The sequence below is a fragment of the Mesorhizobium sp. WSM3879 genome (assembly GCF_002294915.1).
Classification (GTDB): domain Bacteria; phylum Pseudomonadota; class Alphaproteobacteria; order Rhizobiales; family Rhizobiaceae; genus Mesorhizobium.
Window position 1 is genome coordinate 491,289 of sequence record NZ_NSFZ01000001.1, and the last position, 19,581, is coordinate 510,869.

At 64.7% G+C, this 19,581-nt stretch carries 18 protein-coding genes; 9 read left to right on the forward strand and 9 right to left on the reverse strand.

Annotation, left to right across the window (positions count from 1 at the left end; genetic code table 11):
• Positions 1-4: 4 nt before the first annotated feature.
• Positions 5-823: an N-formylglutamate amidohydrolase gene (locus CK218_RS02365; protein ID WP_095826733.1), complete on the reverse strand. Its 819-nt coding sequence runs from the start codon at positions 821-823 to the stop codon at positions 5-7.
• A gap of 146 nt (positions 824-969) precedes the next feature.
• On the opposite strand from CK218_RS02365, the gene CK218_RS02370 reads away from it, so the two are divergent.
• The 3 genes from CK218_RS02370 (at position 970) to CK218_RS02380 (ending at position 6,349) form a co-directional block, all read left to right on the forward strand.
• Positions 970-1,800 carry a MurR/RpiR family transcriptional regulator gene (locus CK218_RS02370; protein WP_067002767.1) on the forward strand — a complete coding sequence of 277 codons (831 nt, stop codon included), beginning with the start codon at positions 970-972 and terminating at the stop codon, positions 1,798-1,800.
• 263 nt (positions 1,801-2,063) lie between these two features.
• Positions 2,064-3,221: an efflux RND transporter periplasmic adaptor subunit gene (locus CK218_RS02375; protein WP_067002585.1), complete on the forward strand. Its 1,158-nt coding sequence runs from the start codon at positions 2,064-2,066 to the stop codon at positions 3,219-3,221.
• Positions 3,218-6,349, forward strand: coding sequence for an efflux RND transporter permease subunit (locus CK218_RS02380; RefSeq protein WP_095826734.1), 3,132 nt, complete (start codon positions 3,218-3,220; stop codon positions 6,347-6,349). The genes CK218_RS02375 and CK218_RS02380 overlap by 4 nt, the downstream gene beginning before the upstream one ends.
• Positions 6,350-6,376: 27 nt before the next feature.
• On the opposite strand, the gene CK218_RS02385 is transcribed toward CK218_RS02380, so the two are convergent.
• The 3 genes from CK218_RS02385 to CK218_RS02395 form a co-directional block, all read right to left on the reverse strand.
• The gene (locus CK218_RS02385) at positions 6,377-6,835 is read right to left on the reverse strand and encodes a hypothetical protein (RefSeq protein ID WP_067002590.1); all 459 of its coding nucleotides are present in this window, start codon (positions 6,833-6,835) and stop codon (positions 6,377-6,379) included.
• Positions 6,836-6,898: 63 nt separating this feature from the next.
• Entirely contained in the window at positions 6,899-7,936 is a 1,038-nt protein-coding gene (locus tag CK218_RS02390; protein WP_095826735.1) for a zinc-binding dehydrogenase, read from the reverse strand.
• 5 nt (positions 7,937-7,941) lie between these two features.
• A complete protein-coding gene (locus CK218_RS02395) occupies positions 7,942-9,183 on the reverse strand; it encodes an acyl-CoA dehydrogenase family protein (protein ID WP_095826736.1) in 1,242 nt (413 codons plus the stop codon).
• Between the two features lie 114 nt (positions 9,184-9,297).
• Here CK218_RS02395 and CK218_RS02400 point away from each other — a divergent pair, with 114 nt between their 5' ends.
• The 5 genes from CK218_RS02400 (at position 9,298) to CK218_RS02420 (ending at position 12,920) form a co-directional block, all read left to right on the forward strand.
• Positions 9,298-10,113, forward strand: a complete 816-nt coding sequence (locus tag CK218_RS02400; RefSeq protein ID WP_095826737.1) for an SDR family oxidoreductase — start codon at positions 9,298-9,300, stop codon at positions 10,111-10,113.
• A 45-nt stretch (positions 10,114-10,158) separates the two neighbouring features.
• On the forward strand, positions 10,159-10,644 hold the full coding sequence (locus tag CK218_RS02405) for a MaoC family dehydratase (protein WP_277816115.1): 486 nt from the start codon (positions 10,159-10,161) through the stop codon (positions 10,642-10,644).
• Positions 10,641-11,579, forward strand: a complete 939-nt coding sequence (locus CK218_RS02410; RefSeq protein ID WP_095826738.1) for a phosphotransferase — start codon at positions 10,641-10,643, stop codon at positions 11,577-11,579. The genes CK218_RS02405 and CK218_RS02410 overlap by 4 nt, the downstream gene beginning before the upstream one ends.
• Before the next feature lie 299 nt (positions 11,580-11,878).
• On the forward strand, positions 11,879-12,523 hold the full coding sequence (locus tag CK218_RS02415) for a TetR/AcrR family transcriptional regulator (RefSeq protein ID WP_095826739.1): 645 nt from the start codon (positions 11,879-11,881) through the stop codon (positions 12,521-12,523).
• 160 nt (positions 12,524-12,683) lie between these two features.
• Positions 12,684-12,920 carry a DUF680 domain-containing protein gene (locus CK218_RS02420; RefSeq protein ID WP_095781090.1) on the forward strand — a complete coding sequence of 79 codons (237 nt, stop codon included), beginning with the start codon at positions 12,684-12,686 and terminating at the stop codon, positions 12,918-12,920.
• Between the two features lie 87 nt (positions 12,921-13,007).
• Here the strand turns inward: CK218_RS02420 and CK218_RS02425 are convergent, their stop codons facing one another.
• The 5 genes from CK218_RS02425 to CK218_RS02445 all read right to left on the reverse strand — a co-directional run bounded on the left by CK218_RS02425 (position 13,008) and on the right by CK218_RS02445 (position 18,530).
• Complete coding sequence (locus CK218_RS02425) at positions 13,008-13,226, reverse strand: hypothetical protein (protein ID WP_095778807.1); 219 nt, start codon at positions 13,224-13,226, stop codon at positions 13,008-13,010.
• An 85-nt stretch (positions 13,227-13,311) separates the two neighbouring features.
• Positions 13,312-13,896: a sarcosine oxidase subunit gamma gene (locus tag CK218_RS02430; RefSeq protein WP_095781089.1), complete on the reverse strand. Its 585-nt coding sequence runs from the start codon at positions 13,894-13,896 to the stop codon at positions 13,312-13,314.
• Positions 13,889-16,897 carry a sarcosine oxidase subunit alpha gene (locus CK218_RS02435; RefSeq protein WP_095826740.1) on the reverse strand — a complete coding sequence of 1,003 codons (3,009 nt, stop codon included), beginning with the start codon at positions 16,895-16,897 and terminating at the stop codon, positions 13,889-13,891. The genes CK218_RS02430 and CK218_RS02435 overlap by 8 nt, the downstream gene beginning before the upstream one ends.
• Positions 16,894-17,190, reverse strand: coding sequence for a sarcosine oxidase subunit delta (locus tag CK218_RS02440; protein WP_067002607.1), 297 nt, complete (start codon positions 17,188-17,190; stop codon positions 16,894-16,896). Before CK218_RS02440 ends, CK218_RS02435 begins: the two co-directional genes overlap by 4 nt.
• 86 nt (positions 17,191-17,276) lie before the next feature.
• Entirely contained in the window at positions 17,277-18,530 is a 1,254-nt protein-coding gene (locus CK218_RS02445) for a sarcosine oxidase subunit beta (protein WP_095781086.1), read from the reverse strand.
• A gap of 270 nt (positions 18,531-18,800) precedes the next feature.
• Here CK218_RS02445 and CK218_RS02450 point away from each other — a divergent pair, with 270 nt between their 5' ends.
• Complete coding sequence (locus CK218_RS02450) at positions 18,801-19,559, forward strand: SDR family oxidoreductase (RefSeq protein WP_095826865.1); 759 nt, start codon at positions 18,801-18,803, stop codon at positions 19,557-19,559.
• Positions 19,560-19,581: the final 22 nt, after the last annotated feature.

A 19,581-nucleotide genomic window follows, 5' to 3' on the forward strand; every position in this document is an offset into this window, starting at 1 on the left:
TTTCTTAGCTGGCCGACTGTACTGACTTTCCCATTGCGCGTTGTCGGGAGCCCCTGGCCTCCTCGGGCTCCAGATTCGAGAATATGCCTGTGAGCAGATCCGCCCATTTCCGCTGCCCGGTCTCGCCGGAGATCTCGTCGTTGCGGATTTCGATCATCGCGCAGGCAAGGCCGCGCGAGCGCGCGTGCCGTTCCAGCGTGAAATAGACGCGGTCGGCCGGCGAATAGGGTTCATTGACGCCAACGGTGACGCCGGAGAGCCGCTTGAGCGCCGATATCAGCGGCGCCGCCAGCCGGCGGTCGTCGTCATGGATGATGCCGATATGCCAGGGACGGCTCCTGCCCTTATACACCGGCGTGAAGGAGTGCACCGACACCAGGCGCGTTTCCTGCCCGAGCGCCAGCCGCTGCTCGATGATCTCAGCGATCGTGTCGTGGAACGGACGCCACGCGAGATCGATCCGCTCCGCGCGCTGCTTGCCGGAGAGATTGGAATTGCCCGGAATGGCCGTCGCCTCGCTGACCGGCGGCACGAGGTCCGGCGCGTCGAGCGGGCGGTTGCAGTCGATCACCAGGCGCGAGATGCGGGTTTCGACCAGCGTGGCGTCGAGCGCGTCGGCCATCCGGCTGGCGACCGGCAGCGCGCCCGGATCCCAGGCGATATGCCGGGAGAGATCCTCGGCGGGCAGCCCGAGCGTTCCGAATTCGGCGGGCAGGAAGTTCGAGGCGTGATCGCAGGTGAGGACGAAGGGGCTCGAGCCGCCGGGGTTGGTCACCCTCACGGTCTCCGACGGTGCAAGGCTGGCGCGCCGTGCTTTCTCCATACTGCCGTCCCCTCGGGAGCGCTGTATCTTATGTTACGTAATTTGCCTCATTGCGCCCCTGTGAATGATTTCATACAGTTTACGCGGCTTTGTCAAACGCGGAATTCCGAAAACGGCGGCGACCGGGTCAAAGGGTGGGGAAAACGATGATCTCCAGTATTGCCGAACTGATTTCGGACCGCATCGGCACCATGCCGGCAGGCGAGCGCCGCGCCGCGCAGACGCTGATTGCCAACTATCCGCTGACCGGGCTGAAGACGGTGGCCGAGTTCTCGACCGCGGCGGGAGTCTCCTCACCGACGATTCTGCGTTTCGTCGCCAGGTTAGGCTTCCAGAACTATCCCGAATTCCAATCGGCGCTGCAGGATGAACTGGCCGCGCAATTGCAGTCGCCGGCCTCTCGCACGCTCAACTCGGCGTCGCCCGCCAATGGCGGCGCCGTTTCGCCGATGCTGGAGGCGACGCTCGACAACATGCGCGAGACGTTCCGGCACCTTACCGACAAGCAGTTGGCCGACATTGCCGCACGGCTTGCCGAGCGCCGCGGCAAGACCTTTCTGATCGGCGGCCGCTTCACCGATCCGCTGGCGCGCTACATGGCAGCCCATCTCGCCATCATCCAGCCAGACGTCTACCACCTCGCGGGCCAGGAGAGCATCTGGCGCGACCGGTTGATCGACATGGGCAAGCGCGACGTGCTGGTTATCTTCGACATCAGGCGCTACCAGGAAAGTCTGCTCCGCTTTGCCGAGAAGGCGCACCAGCGCGGCGTCCAAATCGTGCTCTTCACCGATCAGTGGCTCTCGCCGATCGCCCGCTTCGCCCGCCATGTGATCGCCGGGCGTACCGCCGTGCCTTCGGCCTGGGATTCGTCCGCCGCCCTCTTTGTCGTCGCCGAAACGCTGATCGGCGCGGTCACAAGGCAACTCGAAGCCGCCGGCGCCAAGCGCATCCGCGACCTGGAGAGCCTGCGCTAGGCAGTTCCAGGTAGCGTGCAACGGCTTCCGTTCGGTTTTGCTTTAACCGAATGGCGGCCGGCGCCCCCCAAATTGCGGCAAAAGATGCGACCGAAGCGATGATCCCGCTTCACGTTACCGAGATTTAATGTGCACGTTTGCGTGATAATTGCCATAAAACGCTGATATTATGATGTGGCGTGGCCGGTATCGCTCTCACGCCGTATCGTCGCTCAGCCTGCTTCCACTTGGAACCGGCGGACGATTCTGCCGCTGGAGTGTCAATGTCGAGCTGGAAACAGATTGTTCTTGCGCTGGTGATCGTGGTTGCCGCTGCGGCCGCCTGGGCGCGCTTCTATCCCGGCGCGCCTGAGGTACTGGCACGCTGGGGTATGGACTGGGCGATTGCGGCGACGCCCCCCGCCACGGGAAGCATCGAGACCGGTTCGGCCCGGTCCGGTCGCAACCGCGGCGGCCAGATCGTGACCATTGTCGCCTCCCCTGCCGGCACCGCCACCATCAACGACAGGCTTCAGGCGATCGGGACCGGCCGCGCCAATGCGACAGTCACCGTCAATCCATACTCTTCCGGCCGCCTCACCGAACTGCCGGTGCAGTCCGGCACCCATATCGAAAAAGGCGACGTCATCGCCAGGCTCGATTCGGAGACGGAAGTGATTGCGCGCGACCGTGCCAAGGTCGCGCTCGACGACGCCCAGGCGAAGCTCGATCGGGTCAAGTCGCTGCGAGCCTCCAATGCCGCCACGCAAGTTGCCGTCGCGGATGCCGAGGTGGCGCTCGCCAATGCCAAGCTGGCGCTGCGCGATGCCGAGCTCGCGCTCGAGCGCCGCTCGGTCGTCGCGCCTATCGAAGGCACTGTCGGTATCCTGCCGATCGCCGCCGGCAACTATGTCACCAGCCAGTCGGCGATCGCCACGCTTGACGACCGCTCGAGCATATTGGTCGATTTCTGGGTGCCGGAGCGTTTTGCCGCCGCCGTAAAGGTCGGACAGCGATTGTCGGCCACGCCGCTGGCCAACCCCAACCAGGTCTATTCCGGCACGGTTTCGGCCATCGACAACCATATCGACGAGAACAGCCGCACGCTGCTCGTCAAGGCGACGATCGCCAACCCGGCGGATTCGCTGCGCGCCGGCATGTCGTTCCAGATTGCCATGAAATTCCCCGGCGACACCTATCCGGCCGTCAGCCCACTGGCCATCCAGTGGGGCACCGACGGCGCCTATATCTGGACCGTCGAAAACGGCAAGGCAAAGCGCGTGCCGGTGCGCATCATCCAGCGCAACACCGAGACGGTGCTGATCGATGCTCCCGTCGAGAGCGGCGATATGGTGGTGACCGAAGGCACGGAGACTGTCAGCGAAGGCGGCGACGTCCGGATCGCCGGCGAGGACCGCGCCACCGCGGCCGAAGGCTCATGAGCGCCGCCGGCGACCAGACCGCGGGATCGGGCCTGACCGCGCTCTTCATCCGCAGGCCGGTCATGGCCTTCGTGCTCAATACGCTGATCGCGGTCGCCGGCCTCGCAGCCTTCTGGGGCGTCGAAATCCGCGAACTGCCGGATGTCGACCGCCCGGTCATCACCGTCAACACCACCTTCGAGGGCGCGGCCGCCGAAACCGTCGACCGCGAGTTGACCGACCCGATCGAGGGCGCCGTCGCGCGCGTCTCGGGTGTCAAGTCGATCTCGTCGACTTCATCTTTCGGCCAGAGCCGCGTCACCATCGAGTTCAACGACGGCGTCGATCTCAATGTCGCCGCCTCCGATGTCCGCGATTCCGTCAGCCGCATCACCAACCAACTGCCCGAGACCGCCGATGCGCCGCGCATCGTCAAGGCCGACGCCAATTCCGACCCGGTGATGCGGCTGGCGGTCACGTCCGACACCATGTCGGTGCAGGACATGACGGTGCTGGTCCAGGACCGCATCGAGGACGAGCTCGCCGCCGTTCCAGGGGTCGCCGACGTTCAGGTATCCGGCGACCGCGACAAGATCTTCCGCATCGACGTCGACCAGAACAAGCTGGCAAGCCATGGCTTCACCGTGGCGGATTTGCGCAAGGCGCTCGCCTCCGTCGCCTTCGATTCCCCGGCCGGCTCGATCACCACCACAAACCAGGACCTCGTCGTGCGCACGACGGCCGACGTGACCACGCCGGAGGAATTCGAGAGCATCGTCATCGGCGGCGCGACGCGCATCCGCGACGTCGCCACCGTGACGCTCGGCCCCGACATCGGCCAGACCTCATTGCGCTCCGACGGCAAAACCGGCATCGGCCTCGGCATCATCCGCCAGGCGGAGTCGAACACGCTCGATATATCGACCGGCGTCAGGGCCGCCGTCGAGAAACTCCAGGCAAATCTTCCGCAAGGCATGTCGATCAAGGTCACCAGCGACGATGCCGTCTTCGTCAACGGCGCGGTGCATGAGGTTGAGATCGCGCTCGCGCTTTCCGTCTCGATCGTGCTGATCGTCATCTACGCCTTCCTGCTCGACTGGCGCGCGACGCTGATCCCGGGCCTGTCGATGCCGGTCGCCATGATCGGCACCATCGCCGCGATCTACCTCGCCGGCTTTTCCATCAACATCCTGACGCTGCTGGCGCTGGTTCTGGCGACGGGCCTCGTCGTCGACGACGCCATCGTGGTGCTCGAAAATATCGTGCGCCGCCGCAACGAGGGCATGGGGCCGCGCGCGGCCGCCGTGCTCGGCACCCAGGAAGTCTTTTTCGCCGTCGTTGCCACGACGCTGACCCTGGTCGCCGTCTTCGTGCCGATCTCCTTCCTGCCGGGACAGACCGGCGGGCTCTTTCGCGAGTTCGGCTTCGTGCTGGCGATGTCGGTACTGCTCTCCTGCGTCGTGGCGCTGACGCTCTGCCCGATGCTCGCCTCGCGCATGCTGACCAGCGCCTCTCCTCACCACGAAGGTGGCAGCGGCGTGGGCGCTCGCATCGGCGGCGCATTGCATCGGCTCTACAAGCGCTGCCTGCATGCCTGCCTCGGCGCCCCCTGGATCGTAGTGCTCGTCGCTATGCTCTTCGCTGGCACCGCCTTCACTTTGTTCGGCACGATACGTCAGGAGGTGACGCCGACCGAAGACCGCGCCGTCGTTTTGCTGCGCATCAACGCGCCGCAAGGAGTCAGCCTCGACTACACGACCGAGCAGATGCGCAAGATCGAGCGGCTGATCCAGCCTTTGCGCGATTCCGGCGAGATCCGCAGCACCTTCGCGAATGCCGGCAACAACGGCGCCTACAATAGCGGCTTCATGGTGATGACGCTGGCGCCGTGGGCCGAGCGGACGCGCAGCCAGCAGGAGATCATGGCCGAGATCAGCCGCCTAACGAAGCAGGTGCCAAGCGTCCGCGTTTTCCCGGTTCAGCCCAACAGCCTTCGCATCCGTGGCGCCGGCAGCGGCCTGCAATTCGCCCTGGTCGGCAACGACCGCAAGGCGCTAAGCGCGGCGGCGGTGCAGATCGTCGAGGAGATGCGGCAGGATCCGCGCTTCCAAGCACCGCGACTTTCCGTCGACCTTACGCAGCCGCAGCTTGCTGTTGCCATCGACCGCGAGCGCGCCTCCGACCTCGGCATCGACATCACCGGGCTTGCGGACACGCTGCAGGCAATGCTCGATGGCAACGATGTCGTCGACGTCTACATCGCCGACCGCAGCTATGGCGTGAAGCTGGTCTCGACCACCAATCCGATCAACGATCCGACGGATCTGGAAAATATCTTCCTCAAAACGTCGGACGGCCGCTTCGTGCCGATGTCGACCATCGCCACGCTGACCGAGCGCGCCGTGCCGCCGTCCCTCACTCGCGAGCAGCAGCAGCCGTCGGTGGCGATCACCGCCAATCTCGGCGGCAGCTTCGCGCTCGGCGATGTGCTGACCCGCGCCGAGGAGATCGCAACACCGCTGCTGCCGTCGGACGCGCGGATCGTGCCGCTGGCCGAAGCGGCGACGCTTGGCGAGAGCAACAGCGCCATGGCGACCATTTTCGGTTTCGCGCTGGTCATCATCCTTCTGGTGCTGGCAGCCCAGTTCGAGAGCTTCGTCAGCGCCGTCATCATCATGGCGACAGTGCCGCTCGGGCTCGCCTGCGCCATCTTCGCGCTGCTCTTGTCGGGCACCAGCCTCAATGCTTACAGCCAGATCGGCCTGGTCCTCCTGGTCGGGGTCATGGCCAAGAACGGCATCCTGATCGTCGAGTTCGCCAACCAGCTGCGCGACCGCGGGCTTGGCGTGCGCGAGGCGATCGAAGAGGCCGCCACCATTCGCCTTCGCCCGGTGATGATGACGATGATCTGCACCGTGCTCGGCGGCGTGCCGCTGGTGCTGGCTTCAGGCGCAGGCGCCGAGGCGCGCGTGGCGCTCGGTTGGGTGATCGTCGGCGGCCTTGGCCTGGCGACCGTCTCCACGCTTTTCCTGACCCCTGTCGCCTATCTCTTGCTTGGCCGCTTCGTCACGCCCAAGGCGCATGAGGAAGCCCGTGTGAAGCGCGAACTCGAGCAAGCCGCCTATGCCAATGTCGAGCCGGCGGAATAGTGGACGAGCACGAGCCAGGCAGCTCAGCTACTTGCCGGTGAATTCGGGCAGCCGAATGTATGGATTGCGCTGATCGTAGGAATATCTTGGCTCGCCTTTGCCTGACGAAACGGCACCCGCTATGAGCACTCCTTTCGGCCCAAACTGATAATCGATGCCGGCACAAAGATGCGCGAGCGTTTCATAGTCGAAGTTGCGCAATTCGCTGCCGGCTGCGAATGCAGCCGCTTTCAATGCATCCGACGAAAGCGAGCCGAGCATGCTATCGCGATAGGCCCTGACCTTGGCCTTGCTGAGCCGCGATGACTGGCATTCAGAGCCGACGACGCGCGCCAGCATGATATTTCTAATTGCGGTCGATGCTGGATCATTCAAAGAGGCCGAATATTTATTGAGAAAATAGTTCGTACCCGGATCATTGGTCATCGACTTGCGCCAAATGGGCGGGAACTTGTCGGCGGCCTCGGCACTAAATGTACCTGCCATTGACACCAGGACGAATCCGACAAACCACCGTAGCCTCATAGACGCGACCTCGAGTTATTTTGATCAGGGCTTAACAAACACCTTGCCGTTCGGCTTGGCCAGCTCGTCCGGCAGCCTGGCAATGGCCTCGTCCAGCGGGACCACCGCCGTCACATCCGTCGACCAGCGCCCGTCGGAAAACCTCTTCTGCGCCTCCAGCACCGCCGGGCCGAGCCGGTCGCGGAACTGCCGCATCCATTCGGCCAGCCAGAAGCCTTCGATGCGCTTGTGCTGGAAGATCAGTTGGCCGGGCTCGCGGATGACTGTCGCCTCGGCGTCGAGCCTTCCATAGACGATCCAGCGCGAGCGCTTCGGCATGACGTTGAAAATGGCCGAGGCGAGCGGTCCGGTCACTGCGTCCAGGAAGATGCGGGGCTGCTCCGCCTTCATCACCTCGCGCAGCGCGGCCTCGAAATCCGCCGCCTTCTCGTTGAGCGCATGGGCGGCGCCCAGCTCTTTCAGCAGCGGGATCTGCTCGTCGCGGCGCACGGTGACGATCGGCCGAAAACCCTCTTCTTTCGCCAGCCCGATGATCAGCTTGCAGAGCTGGCTGGCGCCGGCAGTCATGATGAAGGCCTTCTCACCCTCCTCTCTGACGATGTCGAACATGGCTAAGGCGGTCAGCGGATTGACGATCATCGCCGCGGCGTCCTCGTCGCGCACCGTGTCGAGCAGTGGAATGCAGGAAGCCGCCTCGGCGACCGCGTATTCTGCCCAAGCACCCCAGTTCGACACCCCGGTGGCGAAGGCGACGCGCTTGCCCGCAAGGCTTTTTGCGTATGGATCGTCGCCAGTCGAGGCCACGATTCCGACGCCCTCAAATCCGGCCGGCCGGCCCTGCACACGGGGCTGGCCGTATTGCCCTGTGATGAAGGCGATATCGGACGGGTTGATTGAGGCGAGACTGACCTTGATCAGCGCTTGTGTCGGACCAGGCGCCGGCACGGCGATGCTGCCGGGCTTCAAATAAGGCTCCATCGCCTCCAGCACGCTGGCCGAAGGCGTTTTGCTGTAGCCGTCGCCGACAAGCAGCAAGCCTCGCATTTCCGATGGAAGCGTCATGGCGGTCAGATCTTCTCCTGCGTGTATTTCCTGAGCTCGGCGCGCGCCACCTGCCGCCGGTGCACGGCGTCGGGCCCGTCGGCCAACCGCAGAGTTCTCAGATGCGTCCACGAGCGGGCGAGCGGCGTATCTTGGCTGATGCCTTGCGCGCCGAACATCTGCACCGCCTCGTCGGTGACCTTGAGCGCGACGCGCGGCGCTACCACCTTGATCTGGCTGATCCAAGGGGCCGCAGCGCGTGCATCGCCCTGGTCGATCATCCAAGCCGCCTTCAGGCACAAGAGCCTCGCCATCTCGATCTCCATGCGGCATTCGGCGACGATGTCGAAATTGGCGCCGAGCTTTGCCAGCGATTGGCCGAACGCCTCGCGCCGCACCGAACGCTGGCACAGCATCTCCAGCGCCATCTCGGCCTGGCCGATCGCGCGCATGCAATGATGGATGCGGCCTGGCCCAAGCCGTCCTTGCGCGATCTCGAAGCCCCTGCCCTCGCCGAGGATCAGGTTCGCCGCCGGCACCCGCACATCCTCGAACCTTAGATGCATATGGCCATGCGGCGCGTCGTCGTCGCCATAGACCTGCATTGGACGGAGCTTGGTGATCCACTCGCTCTCCGCCGGCACCAGGATCATCGAATGCCGGCGATGCTGCGGCTCCTCGTCCGAGCCGGTCCTCACCATGACGATATAGATGGCGCAGCGCGGGTCGCCGGCCCCGGACGCCCACCATTTCTCGCCGTTAAGCACATAGTCGTCGCCCTGCCGCTCGCAGCGCATCGAAATATTGGTGGCATCGGATGAGGCGACGTCCGGCTCGGTCATCAGATAGGCCGAGCGGATCTTCCCTTCGAGCAGCGGCTCCAGCCACTGCCGCTTGTGCTCTTTTGAGCCGTAGCGCTCCAGCACTTCCATATTGCCGGTATCGGGCGCCGAGCAGTTGAAGGCCTCGGCGCCGAGATGCGCCTTGCCCATCTCCTCCGCCAGATAGGCATATTCGACCGTCGACAGGCCGTAGCCGCGCTTGGAATCGGTCAGCCAGAAGTTCCACAGCCCGCGCTCCCGCGCCGTCTTCTTCAGCCCTTCGAGGATTTCGGTCTGCCTGGCCGTGTAAGTCCAGCGGTCACCGTTTCTGCCGACCTCGGCGAGAAACTCCTCGCCGAGCGGCGCGATCTCGTCGCGCACCATCGCGGCCACGCGCTGATGGATCGGCTTCAGCCGCTCGGTCATGCCGAGGTTCATGTCCGCCATCGGTTCCGACCCTTTCGCTCCTTTATCCGTGGCAAGGATGACCGTACTTCGGCTAGCCTTGTCAACGCGAGTCCTTCGGTTCCGGCCGGGACGAGGCGCGCGGGAGGAATTTGGATGAGCTATCTCGACAAGCTGTTCTCGGTCGCCGGCAAGACCGCGCTTGTGACCGGTGCCGCAACAGGCATCGGCCGCATGGTGGCGACCGGACTGGTGCAGGCCGGCGCCACTGTGATGATCGCCTCGCGCAAGGGCGAGGACTGTGTGCGGGTCGCCGACGAGATCAACGCGCAGGGCAGCTCCGGTCGGGCCGAGGGGTTTGCCGGCGACGTGTCCAGCGAAGCGGGCATCGCCGCGCTGGTTGCCGAGGTGAAGGTCCGAACGGACCGGCTGCACATCCTGGTCAACAATGCCGGCATTTCCTGGGGCGCGCCGCTCGCAGAGTTTCCCTACCACGCCTGGACCAAGGTGTTCGGCGTCAACGTCACCGCCGTCTTCCATCTGACGCGCGAGCTTTTGCCGCTGCTCGATGCCGCAGCAAGCGACGATGACCCGGCCCGCGTGATCAATCTGGGCTCGGTGATGGGCACGCAGCCGCTGGCCGACGATGCCTATTCCTACACCGCCTCCAAGGCTGCGGTGCATCACCTGACGCGCACGCTGGCGATCGAATTCGCCGCCCGCCGCATCACCGTCAACGCCTTTGCGCCCGGTCCCTTCCAGAGCCGGATGACGGCCTTTGCCACCGCCACGGAGGAGCAGGCGAAACGTGTCGGCAGCCATGTTCCGCTCGGCCGCATCGGCGTGGCGGATGACATTGCCGGCGCAACGCTCTATTTGTGCAGCCGTGCCGGAAGCTATGTCACCGGCGCCATCCTGCCGATCGACGGCGGCCAGTCGGTGCAGCACGGGATGACATTGTTCAAGGAGTAGGACGCCCGGTTCAAGCAATCGCGATCCGGGCGGGGTGCGGAGGACATCAGCGTGGAACCGATCAGTCTCGATACGCTTCTGGCCAGCGTCGGCAAGGAAGTCGGCGTGTCGCCCTGGCGCACGGTGACGCAGCGCATGATCGATCAGTTCGCCGACGCCACCGACGATCACCAGTTCATCCATTGCGATCCGGAACGGGCCGCGCGCGAGACGCCGTTCGGCGGCACCATCGCGCACGGCTTCCTGTCGCTGTCGCTGCTGTCGGCCATGACCTTCGAGACCATGCCGCCGATCGAAAACACCAAGATGGGCGTCAATCACGGCTTCGACACGCTGCGCTTCCTGGCGCCGGTGAAGACCGGCTCGCGCATCCGCACCCATTTCGTGCTGGCCGACGTCAAGGTGCGGCCTTCGGGATGGGTACAGACGGCGCACGACGTCACCATCGAGATCGAAGGATCGAAGAAGCCGGCGCTCACCGCGCGCTGGCTGACCCTGACGCTGATCGAGCGCCAGCCCGAGACCGCATGAGCGGCGACGCCAACGCGCTCGACCAAGCAGCGCTTGCGCCTTATCTCGAAGCGCATGTGCCTGGTTTTTCCAAGCTTTGCGCGGCCGAAAAATTCAAGTCCGGACAGTCGAACCCGACCTATCTGCTGACCGCCGCCAGCGGCCGCTACGTGCTGCGCGCCAAGCCGCCGGGGCAGTTGCTGAAATCGGCACATCAGGTCGACCGCGAATTCCGGATCATGCAGGCGCTGAGCACGACCTCCGTGCCGGTGCCGCGCATGCTCCATCTTTCAGGTGAGATGACGCCGATCGGCCGCATGTTCTACGTCATGGAGTTCCTCGACGGGCGCATCTTCTGGGATCCGTCGCTGCCGGATACATCCGGCAATGACGAGCGTGCCGCGATCTACGACGCCATGAATGCGACCCTCGCCGCCCTGCACCAAGTCGATGTCGAGGCTGTGGGCTTAGGCGATTTCGGCAAGCCCGGCAGCTATTTCCAGCGCCAGTTCGCGCGCTGGACAAGTCAGTACCGCGCCTCCGAAACCGAAAGCATAGCCGCTATGGATCGGCTGATGACCTGGCTAGAGACGCATATGCCGGAACTGTCGACGCTTGGCCATCCCTTTGCCGACCTCGCCTATCAATGCATGCAATGGCGGCTGCCGCATGGGTCGGGCTTTCGCGGCCTAGACGGCATCGACCGCGCCTCGATCGGCCTGCCGTCCGAGGAGGCCTATGTCGCCGCCTATTGCCGCCGGCGCGGCATCGACGGCATCGGCAACTGGACCTTCTTCCTCGCCTTCTCCTTCTTCCGCCTGGCGGCGATCTGCCAGGGTGTCTACCGCCGCGCGCTGGACGGCAATGCCTCCAACCCGGAAAAGGCCAGGACCTATGGCGAGGCGGTGAAGCTGCTCGCCGCGCTGGCGGTGGAACTGATTGACAAGAAAAGTTGAGGGAGCCAAGCCACGGGCCGTTTCGATGGAGCGGCGGTGCTGATCACCGGTGCGGCAGGCGGCCTCGGTAGCGGCGCGGCCAAAGCCTTCGCCACTGAGAGCGAGCGGCCATGCGCTGGCGCTGGACGGCGGCATTAGCGCGATCCAGTTCGGGAAAAAGTGGGTAGCGGCTTTCCTGTTCGGAATTAAGTAGGAACAAAGCGTTAGGGCGTATCTTGGGGAACCAGGCCGCTCCCTTGTCCGTTTCCGTACAGCGTATATAATTTTGTCAGGCAACCAACCATAAAGGCAGGCGGAAATTGCCGCTGAGCGTTCAGAAACGCCGCGAGAAACAGAAAGCCGAGCTTCGTTCCGAACTGGTCGACGCAGCTCACAAGCTCGTCCAGGAAGAGGGTTACGAAGGGCTTACCATCCGCAAGCTTGCCAAGCGGGTCGGCTACGCGCCGATGTCGGTCTATTCCTATTTTGCCGACAAGCAGGATATCCTGTTCGCGCTCGCCGAGGACGCGTTCGAAACGCTTGCCCGCCGCATCGAGGGACATCCGGCTGACGATCCCGTTGAGGCGCTGAGGGCTGTTATGACCGAGTATGCCGCCTTCGGGCTCGGCAATCCCAATGAATACCGCACCGTCTTCATGACAGAGAAGACCCGGCTTCCGGAGGGCCGCAGCTACGAGGACATGGAAGAGAGCAACCCAGCGATGAAGGTGCTGATCAAAAGGGTCGAGGCCTGCGTCGCAGCCGGCGAGCTCAAAGGCGACCCGCGCGCCATAGCCACCATGCTGTGGACCGTTGGCCACGGCACGATCTCGCTGCTGATCACCTTTCCCTTCTATCCGTTCGGCGACCCCCAGGCCTATGTGAAGCGGATGTGCGACTTCATGCTGGCCTCGTTGTCGGCGCAGGACATACCCCCGCTCACCGAAACACCGGTCAACTGCTGACCGGCTTCGCCGGCTTGACACAACGCCGGTCGCTTGATTTGCGACGCCAGTTACTCGGTTCAAGCTAATTTGTCGTACGCGTACAAATTCCCTCTTGAATTCAGCTTCCATTAACCGTATCTGTACGTTGTGTCGTACATGTACGATTGGAGACGGAAAGATGAAAAAGACAATCCTCGCGCTCGCTGCCTTGCTGGCTTTCTCGGGCGCCGCTTTCGCTGGCGGGAGCCAGCCGGCCAAGCACGCCCCTGCGGCCTGCACCCAGACTCACACCAATCAGGCGCTCGACTGCGCCGCGACCGGCTCGGTGGAAAAGCCCGATGCCGCCAACATCCAGACGACCAAGGGCCCGCGGCTCGGTATCGACGTGAACCCTTGGTTCGTACCCGGCCTCTAATCAGGCCAAATCGCGAACGAAAACCGGCGGCGCTTGGCCGCCCGTTGTTCGTTTCGCCTGAAGCCCAATTTGACTGCGGCGGCGGCTCTACTTCTTGCGCGACTTCATTCCAGGCAAGGTCTTGGCCCTGCCAGGCTTTGCCGGCCCGCCGGGGATGGTGGTGCTGGTAATCGACACCGGATCGCTGGCCGGGAAGGTGTCCTCGAGGCCTTCCTCGAGCTCTTCTTCCTCGATCTCGCGATCCCGCTCCAGCGAACGGACCGCCTCTGTCTTCTTGGGCGTCTTCGGCGCGGATTTGGACGGCATCGGCACTCTCCTCGCAAGCCGCAGAAACGGCCCGGACCGGTGAAGGTTCCCCGAGGCCGGCCCGTTCGGACCGGTTGGGGCAGGATCAGTTCGCCGCGTCGCTCGCCGCTTCCGACAGCAAAGTAAATACATAGTCCGAGAAGGAACGCCAGCATTCCACCCGGAACGTGTCTTCAGCGGTACGCAGCAGCACGATCTCGGACTTGCCGAGAATGGTGCGCGATGCTGCCCCGACCGGGAAGGCCTCGAGCGACAGGTCCTGTGGGCAACCGGAATTGACCGTCACCGCGGCCGCCGGCCCTGCAACCGAGATCGCCACATTGCGATGCGAGATGCCGACCGCGGAGTGCAGCGCCGAAACCTTGGCGCAGTCGGCCAGCGGATCGTTGCCGGCATCGTCGATCACCAGCCATTCGTCCGGTCCGAGCCATAAGGCGGTGCGCCCGCCTTTCGCCGCCGAGGTCTTCGGCTTCGACGGCAGCGTCACGCCGAGCGCCTTGGAGAGCGCGGCGACGGAAGCTTCGGGCGCGCGCAGCGAGATGCGTTCGGCCGGCGGTAGGATCTCGACCTTGACGCCCGGCGCCGACACCGCGCGGCCGGCAAGTGCCGGACGCCGTTCGACGGCAGCTGAAGCGTCGGCGGCTTTTGTCTTGGCGGCAGCCTTAGCCATTGAGGCGCTCCCCCTTTTCGTCGACGAACACCATGCCGGTGACCTCCACCTCGATCGTGCCGTTCGGCATCGGCACATAGAGCGTCTGGCCCATGCGATCACGGCCGCCGGCGACCAGCGCCAGCGCGATCGAGCGCCCGCAGTTCTCCGACCAGTAGCTGGAGGTGACGTGGCCGATCATCTTCATCGGGATCGCCTGTTTCGGATCCTCGACGATCTGCGCGCCTTCTTCCAATACGACCTTCGGATCCTTGGTCTTCAGGCCGACCAGTTGCTTGCGGCCCTTGGCGACGAGATCCGCGCGCATCATGCCGCGGATGCCGACGAAATCGGTCTTCTTCTTGCCGACCGCCCAGTCGAGACCGGCATCGTTCGGCGTCACCGTGCCGTCCGTATCCTGGCCAACGATGATGTAGCCCTTTTCGGCGCGCAGCACGTGCATTGTTTCGGTGCCGTAAGCGGTCGCGCCATGCTTCTGGCCTTCGGCCCACAGCGCTTCCCACACCGCTTCGCCATAGTCGGCCGGCACGTTGACCTCGAAGCCGCGCTCGCCGGTGAAAGACATGCGGAACAGCCGCGTCGGCACGCCGCAGATCTTGCCTTCGCGCACCGACATATGCGGCAGTGCCTCGTCCGACATGTCGATGCCTTCGACCAAAGGTTCGATGATTTTCCGCGCGCTCGGCCCCTGCACGGCGATCACCGCCCATTGCTCGGTGATAGAGGTCAGCCAGACATTGAGATGCGGGAACTCGGTCTGGAGATAATCCTCCATGTGATGCATGACACGCGGCGCGCCGCCGGTGGTCGTCGTCACATGGAAGCGGTCCGGCGCCAGCCTGCCGACGACGCCGTCATCATAGATGAAGCCGTCCTCGCGCAGCATGATGCCGTAGCGGCAGCGGCCGGGCTCCAGCTTCTCCCACGGGTTGGTGTAGAGCAGTTCCATGAACTTCGCCGCATCCGGCCCGACCACCTCGATCTTGCCGAGCGTCGAGGCGTCGAACAGGCCGGCCGCTTTGCGCACCGTCACGCATTCGCGGTTGACAGCGGCGTGCATGTCCTCGCCGGCCTTGGGGAAATACCAGGCGCGCTTCCACTGGCCGACATCCTCGAACACGGCACCTTGGGCGGCCGCCCAGCCATGCGTCGCCGTGCGGCGCGTCGGGTCGAACAGCGCGCCACGCGCATGGCCGACGATCGAGCCGAAGGTGACCGGCGTATAGGGCGCGCGGAACGTGGTGAGACCGACCTGTGGTATTGGCTTGCCAAGCGTCTCGGCGGCGATCGCCAGGCCGTGCATGTTCGACGTCTTACCCTGGTCGGTCGCCATGCCGTTGGTGGTGAAGCGCTTGACGTGCTCGATCGAGTGCATGCCTTCATGCACCGCCTGGCGAATGTCCTTGGCGGTGACATCGTTCTGAAAATCGACGAAGGCCTTGACCGTGGTGCCCGGCCCGGCGCCGGGCGCAGCGCCAAGCATGCCGCGTGACCAGCTTTCACTGGCATCGACCTTCGGCTTGGCGCCCTTGCCCATCTTGCCGCTGGAATCCTTGCCGCCGGCGTCCCTTGCCGCCTGGGCGCCTGCCGCATAGGCCTCGTCGACCGTTGCCTCCAGACCGTCCGTGCCGTTGCAGGCGCCGACCGAGACGCAGTCCTGCGCATAGGTCCCCGGCACGAAGCGTCGCGCCTCCTCGTTGAAGGCGACCTTGCCGCGCGACTGCGAGAACAGATGCACCGACGGCGTCCAGCCGGCGGACATCAGGATGGCGTCGACCGCGATCGTGCGCTCGCCGCCGCCGTTCTTCGGCTGCACCGTCATCGACGATACGCGCAGCTTGCCGCCGGCGCTAACCACGGCGCGACCGAAATTGATCTCGATGCCGAGGCTCCTCGCTTCGTCGATCACCGCCCCCGAGGGGTTGTCGCGCAGGTCGACGATGGCAGCGACATTGACGCCGGCCTTCCTCAGGTCGATCGCGGCCGCGTAGGCCGAGTCGTTTGCCGTATAGACGCCGACATTCCTGCCGACCGCCACGCCATAGTGGTTGAGGTAGGTGCGCGCCGCCGATGCCAGCATGACGCCCGGCCGGTCGTTGTTGGCGAACACCATGTGCCGCTCGATGGCGCCGGTCGCGAGCACGACCCGCTTGGCGCGAACCTGCCACAGGCGCTCGCGCGCCAGCTCCCGGCCGGGGCTCTTGAGATGGTCGCTGACCCGCTCGACCAGGCCGACGAAGTTCTGCGCGTAGTACCCGAAAGCTGTCGTGCGCGACAGCACTCGGACATTGTCCATCGCCCTGAGTTTGGCGATCGCGGCTTGTGCCCAGGCAAAGCCGTCCTCGCCATCGATCCTGGCGCCGCTCTCGAAGCGCAGGCTGCCGCCGAATTCGGCCTGCTCGTCGGCGAGGATTACCCGCACGCCGGTTTCGGCTGCGGCAAGCGCCGCGGCGATGCCGGCCGCACCGCCGCCCAGCACCAGCACGTCGCAATGCGCGTAGCGCGCCGCATAATGGTCAGGATCCGGCCGGTCGGGGGAAACGCCAAGGCCGGCCGTCGCGCGGATCTTCGGCTCATAGAAGTTCAACCAGGCCGACTTCGGCCACATGAAGGTCTTGTAGTAGAAGCCGGCCGAGAACATCGGCGAGGCAATGTCGTTGACCGCGCCGACATCGAAGGCGAGCGAGGGCCAGCGGTTCTGCGAACTGGCGGTGAGCCCGTCATAGAGCTCCTGCACGGTCGCGCGCACATTCGGCGTCTTGCGCGCGTCGTCGCGCACGATCTGCACCAGCGCGTTGGGCTCTTCCGCACCGGCCGACAGGAAGCCGCGCGGCCTATGGTATTTGAAGGATCGGCCGACCAGATGGACGCCGTTGGCAAGCAAAGCCGAGGCCAGCGTGTCGCCTTCGATGCCGAGATAGGACTTGCCGTCGAAGCTGAACGAGGCGGTCTTGGCCTGGCTGAGGCGCCCGGCGCCGGAGATGCGGAACGACGCGTTCATTTCGAGGCTCCAGGCAGCTTCGCGGGCTTCGGCTCGCCGGCCTTGTAGGTCATGACGAACTTGTCGGTGACGGTGTCGCGCACGGCGTTGAAGAAGCGGGCGCAGCCATGGATATGCCGCCAGCGCTCATAGATGACGCCTTTCGGGTTCGAGCGGATGAAGAAGAACTTCTCGAAATCGTCTTCGCTTTCGGCGGCAATGTTGGTCGGGCGCGCGATATGCGCCTCGCCGGCATTGCGGAACTCGAGTTCCGGGCGCTCTTCCTCGCAATAGGGACAGCGGATGAGAAGCATCTAGGTTGATCCTACAATTCGCCATGGCCGACGCGGGCGCCGGCCGGGTTGATCGCAAACCTTCTGGCAGGCCATCTCGGCAACCATCAATGCGCCACCGCCGCCGCCGCCGCTTCGTCGATGAGACGACCGGTGCGGAAGCGCTCGAGCGTGAAGGGCGCGTTGATAGGGTGCGGGTCGTCCCTGGCGATGGTGTGGGCAAAGACGTTGCCCGAACCTGGCGTCGCCTTGAAGCCCCCCGTGCCCCAGCCGCAATTCACATAGAGGCCCTTGACCGGCGTCTTAGCCAGGATTGGCGAGCGGTCTGGGGTCACGTCGACGATGCCGCCCCAGGAGCGCAGCATCTTCATGCGGGTGAAGATCGGGAACATTTCGCAGATGGCGTCGAGGGTGTGCTGCAGGATGTGCAGGCCGCCGGTTTGCGAATAGGAGATATACTGGTCGGTGCCGGCGCCGATGACCAACTCGCCCTTGTCCGACTGCGAGATGTAGGCGTGCACCGTGTTCGACATGATGACGCATGGCACCACCGGCTTGACCGGCTCCGAGACCAGCGCCTGCAACGGATAACTCTCCAACGGCATGCGCACGCCGGCCATATCCATGATGACCGACGAATGGCCGGCCGCGACGACGCCGACCTTCTTGGCGCCGATGAAGCCGCGCGTTGTCTCGACGCCGGTGACCGCGCCGTTGGCCGCGCGCTTGACGCCGGTGACCTCGCAGTTCTGGATGATGTGCACGCCGCGCGCCGAGGCGCCGCGCGCATAACCCCAGGCGACCGCATCGTGGCGGGCCGTGCCGCCGCGGCGCTGCAGCGCGGCACCCATGACCGGATAGCGCGCCTCCTTGGAAATGTTGAGCGGCGGACAGAACTCCTTCGCCTGTTCCGGCGTCAGCCACTCATTGTCGATGCCGTTGAGGCGGTTGGCATGGATGTGGCGCTTGAACACCTGAACGTCATGCACATTGTGCGCGAGCATCATGACGCCGCGCGCCGAATACATGACGTTGTAGTTGAGCTCCTGGCTCAGTCCGTCCCACAACTTCAGCGCATGGTCGTAGATGCCGGCGCTTTCGTCATAGAGATAGTTGGAGCGGATGATGGTGGTGTTGCGGCCGGTGTTGCCGCCGCCGAGCCAGCCCTTTTCCAGCACCGCGACATTGGTGATGCCGTGCTCGCTCGCCAGATAATAGGCGGTGGCCAGGCCGTGGCCGCCGGCGCCGACGATGATGACGTCGTATTCCTTCTTCGGCTCGGGTGAGGTCCATTGCTCTTCCCAGCCCTTGTGGCCGCGCATCGCCTCGCGGGCAATGGCGAATACGGAGTATTTCTTCACGTTCAGCCTCGCGCCAAAAATCGCGGATCTCGGCCGGGCATCCCCCAGCGCGCGTGGTGTATCACTAGCGAAAGCGCGCAGCCACCCTTGCGCTGTTTGCGACGGCGCTTGCCGTTTTGCGCCGCGGCTGCGCGGCGCATGCCCGACAACTCGCATTCCGATCGGCAAGTCAGCTTTCGGGTGGCTGCCGAAATGCCGATTTGCGACCAAGCATCCCACCACCGGCTGGACCGGCATAGAGGCTGGACCGGCATAGAGAAAGGATGTGAAATGTTCGCACTCACCGAAAAGGTCGCCATCGTCACCGGCGCCAGTTCCGGCATCGGCCGCGCTACGGCCAGTCTGTTCGCCGAGCAGGGCGCCAGTCTCGTCGTCGCGGCGTGCCGCCGGGCCGAACTCGATGCACTCGTCGGCGAAATCGAGACGGCAGGTGGAACCGCAATTGCACTCGCCGGCGATGTCCGAGACGAAGCCTATGCCAGGGCTCTGGTCGAGCTTGCAGTCGAAAGGTTCGGCGGCCTCGACATTGCCTTCAACAATGCCGGCGCCGTCGGCTTCATGACACCGGTCCCGGAGATGGCGCCGGCGACTTGGCACGACACGATCGACACCAATTTGACCAGCGCCTTCCTGGCTGCCAGGCACCAGATCCCGGCGATGCTGGAGCGCGGCGGCGGCTCGCTGATCTTCACCTCGAGCTTCGTCGGCTATACCGCAGGCATGCCGGGCATGGCGGCCTACGCCGCCGCCAAGGCGGGGCTGATCGGGCTGACGCAGGTGCTGGCCGCCGAATACGGACCGAAAGGGCTGCGCGTCAACGCGCTGTTGCCCGGCGGCACCGACACGCCCGGCGCCACGACCACGACGCCCGAGGCGCGTGCCTTCGTCGAAGGCATCCATGCACTGAAGCGCATGGCGCAGCCCGAGGAGATCGCTCGCTCAGCGCTCTATCTTGCCTCGGACGCCTCAAGCTTCACCACTGGCACGGCACTGTTTGCCGATGGTGGGGTGTCGATCAATCGGACGTGAGTCGTCTGACGTCGGCAGCCAT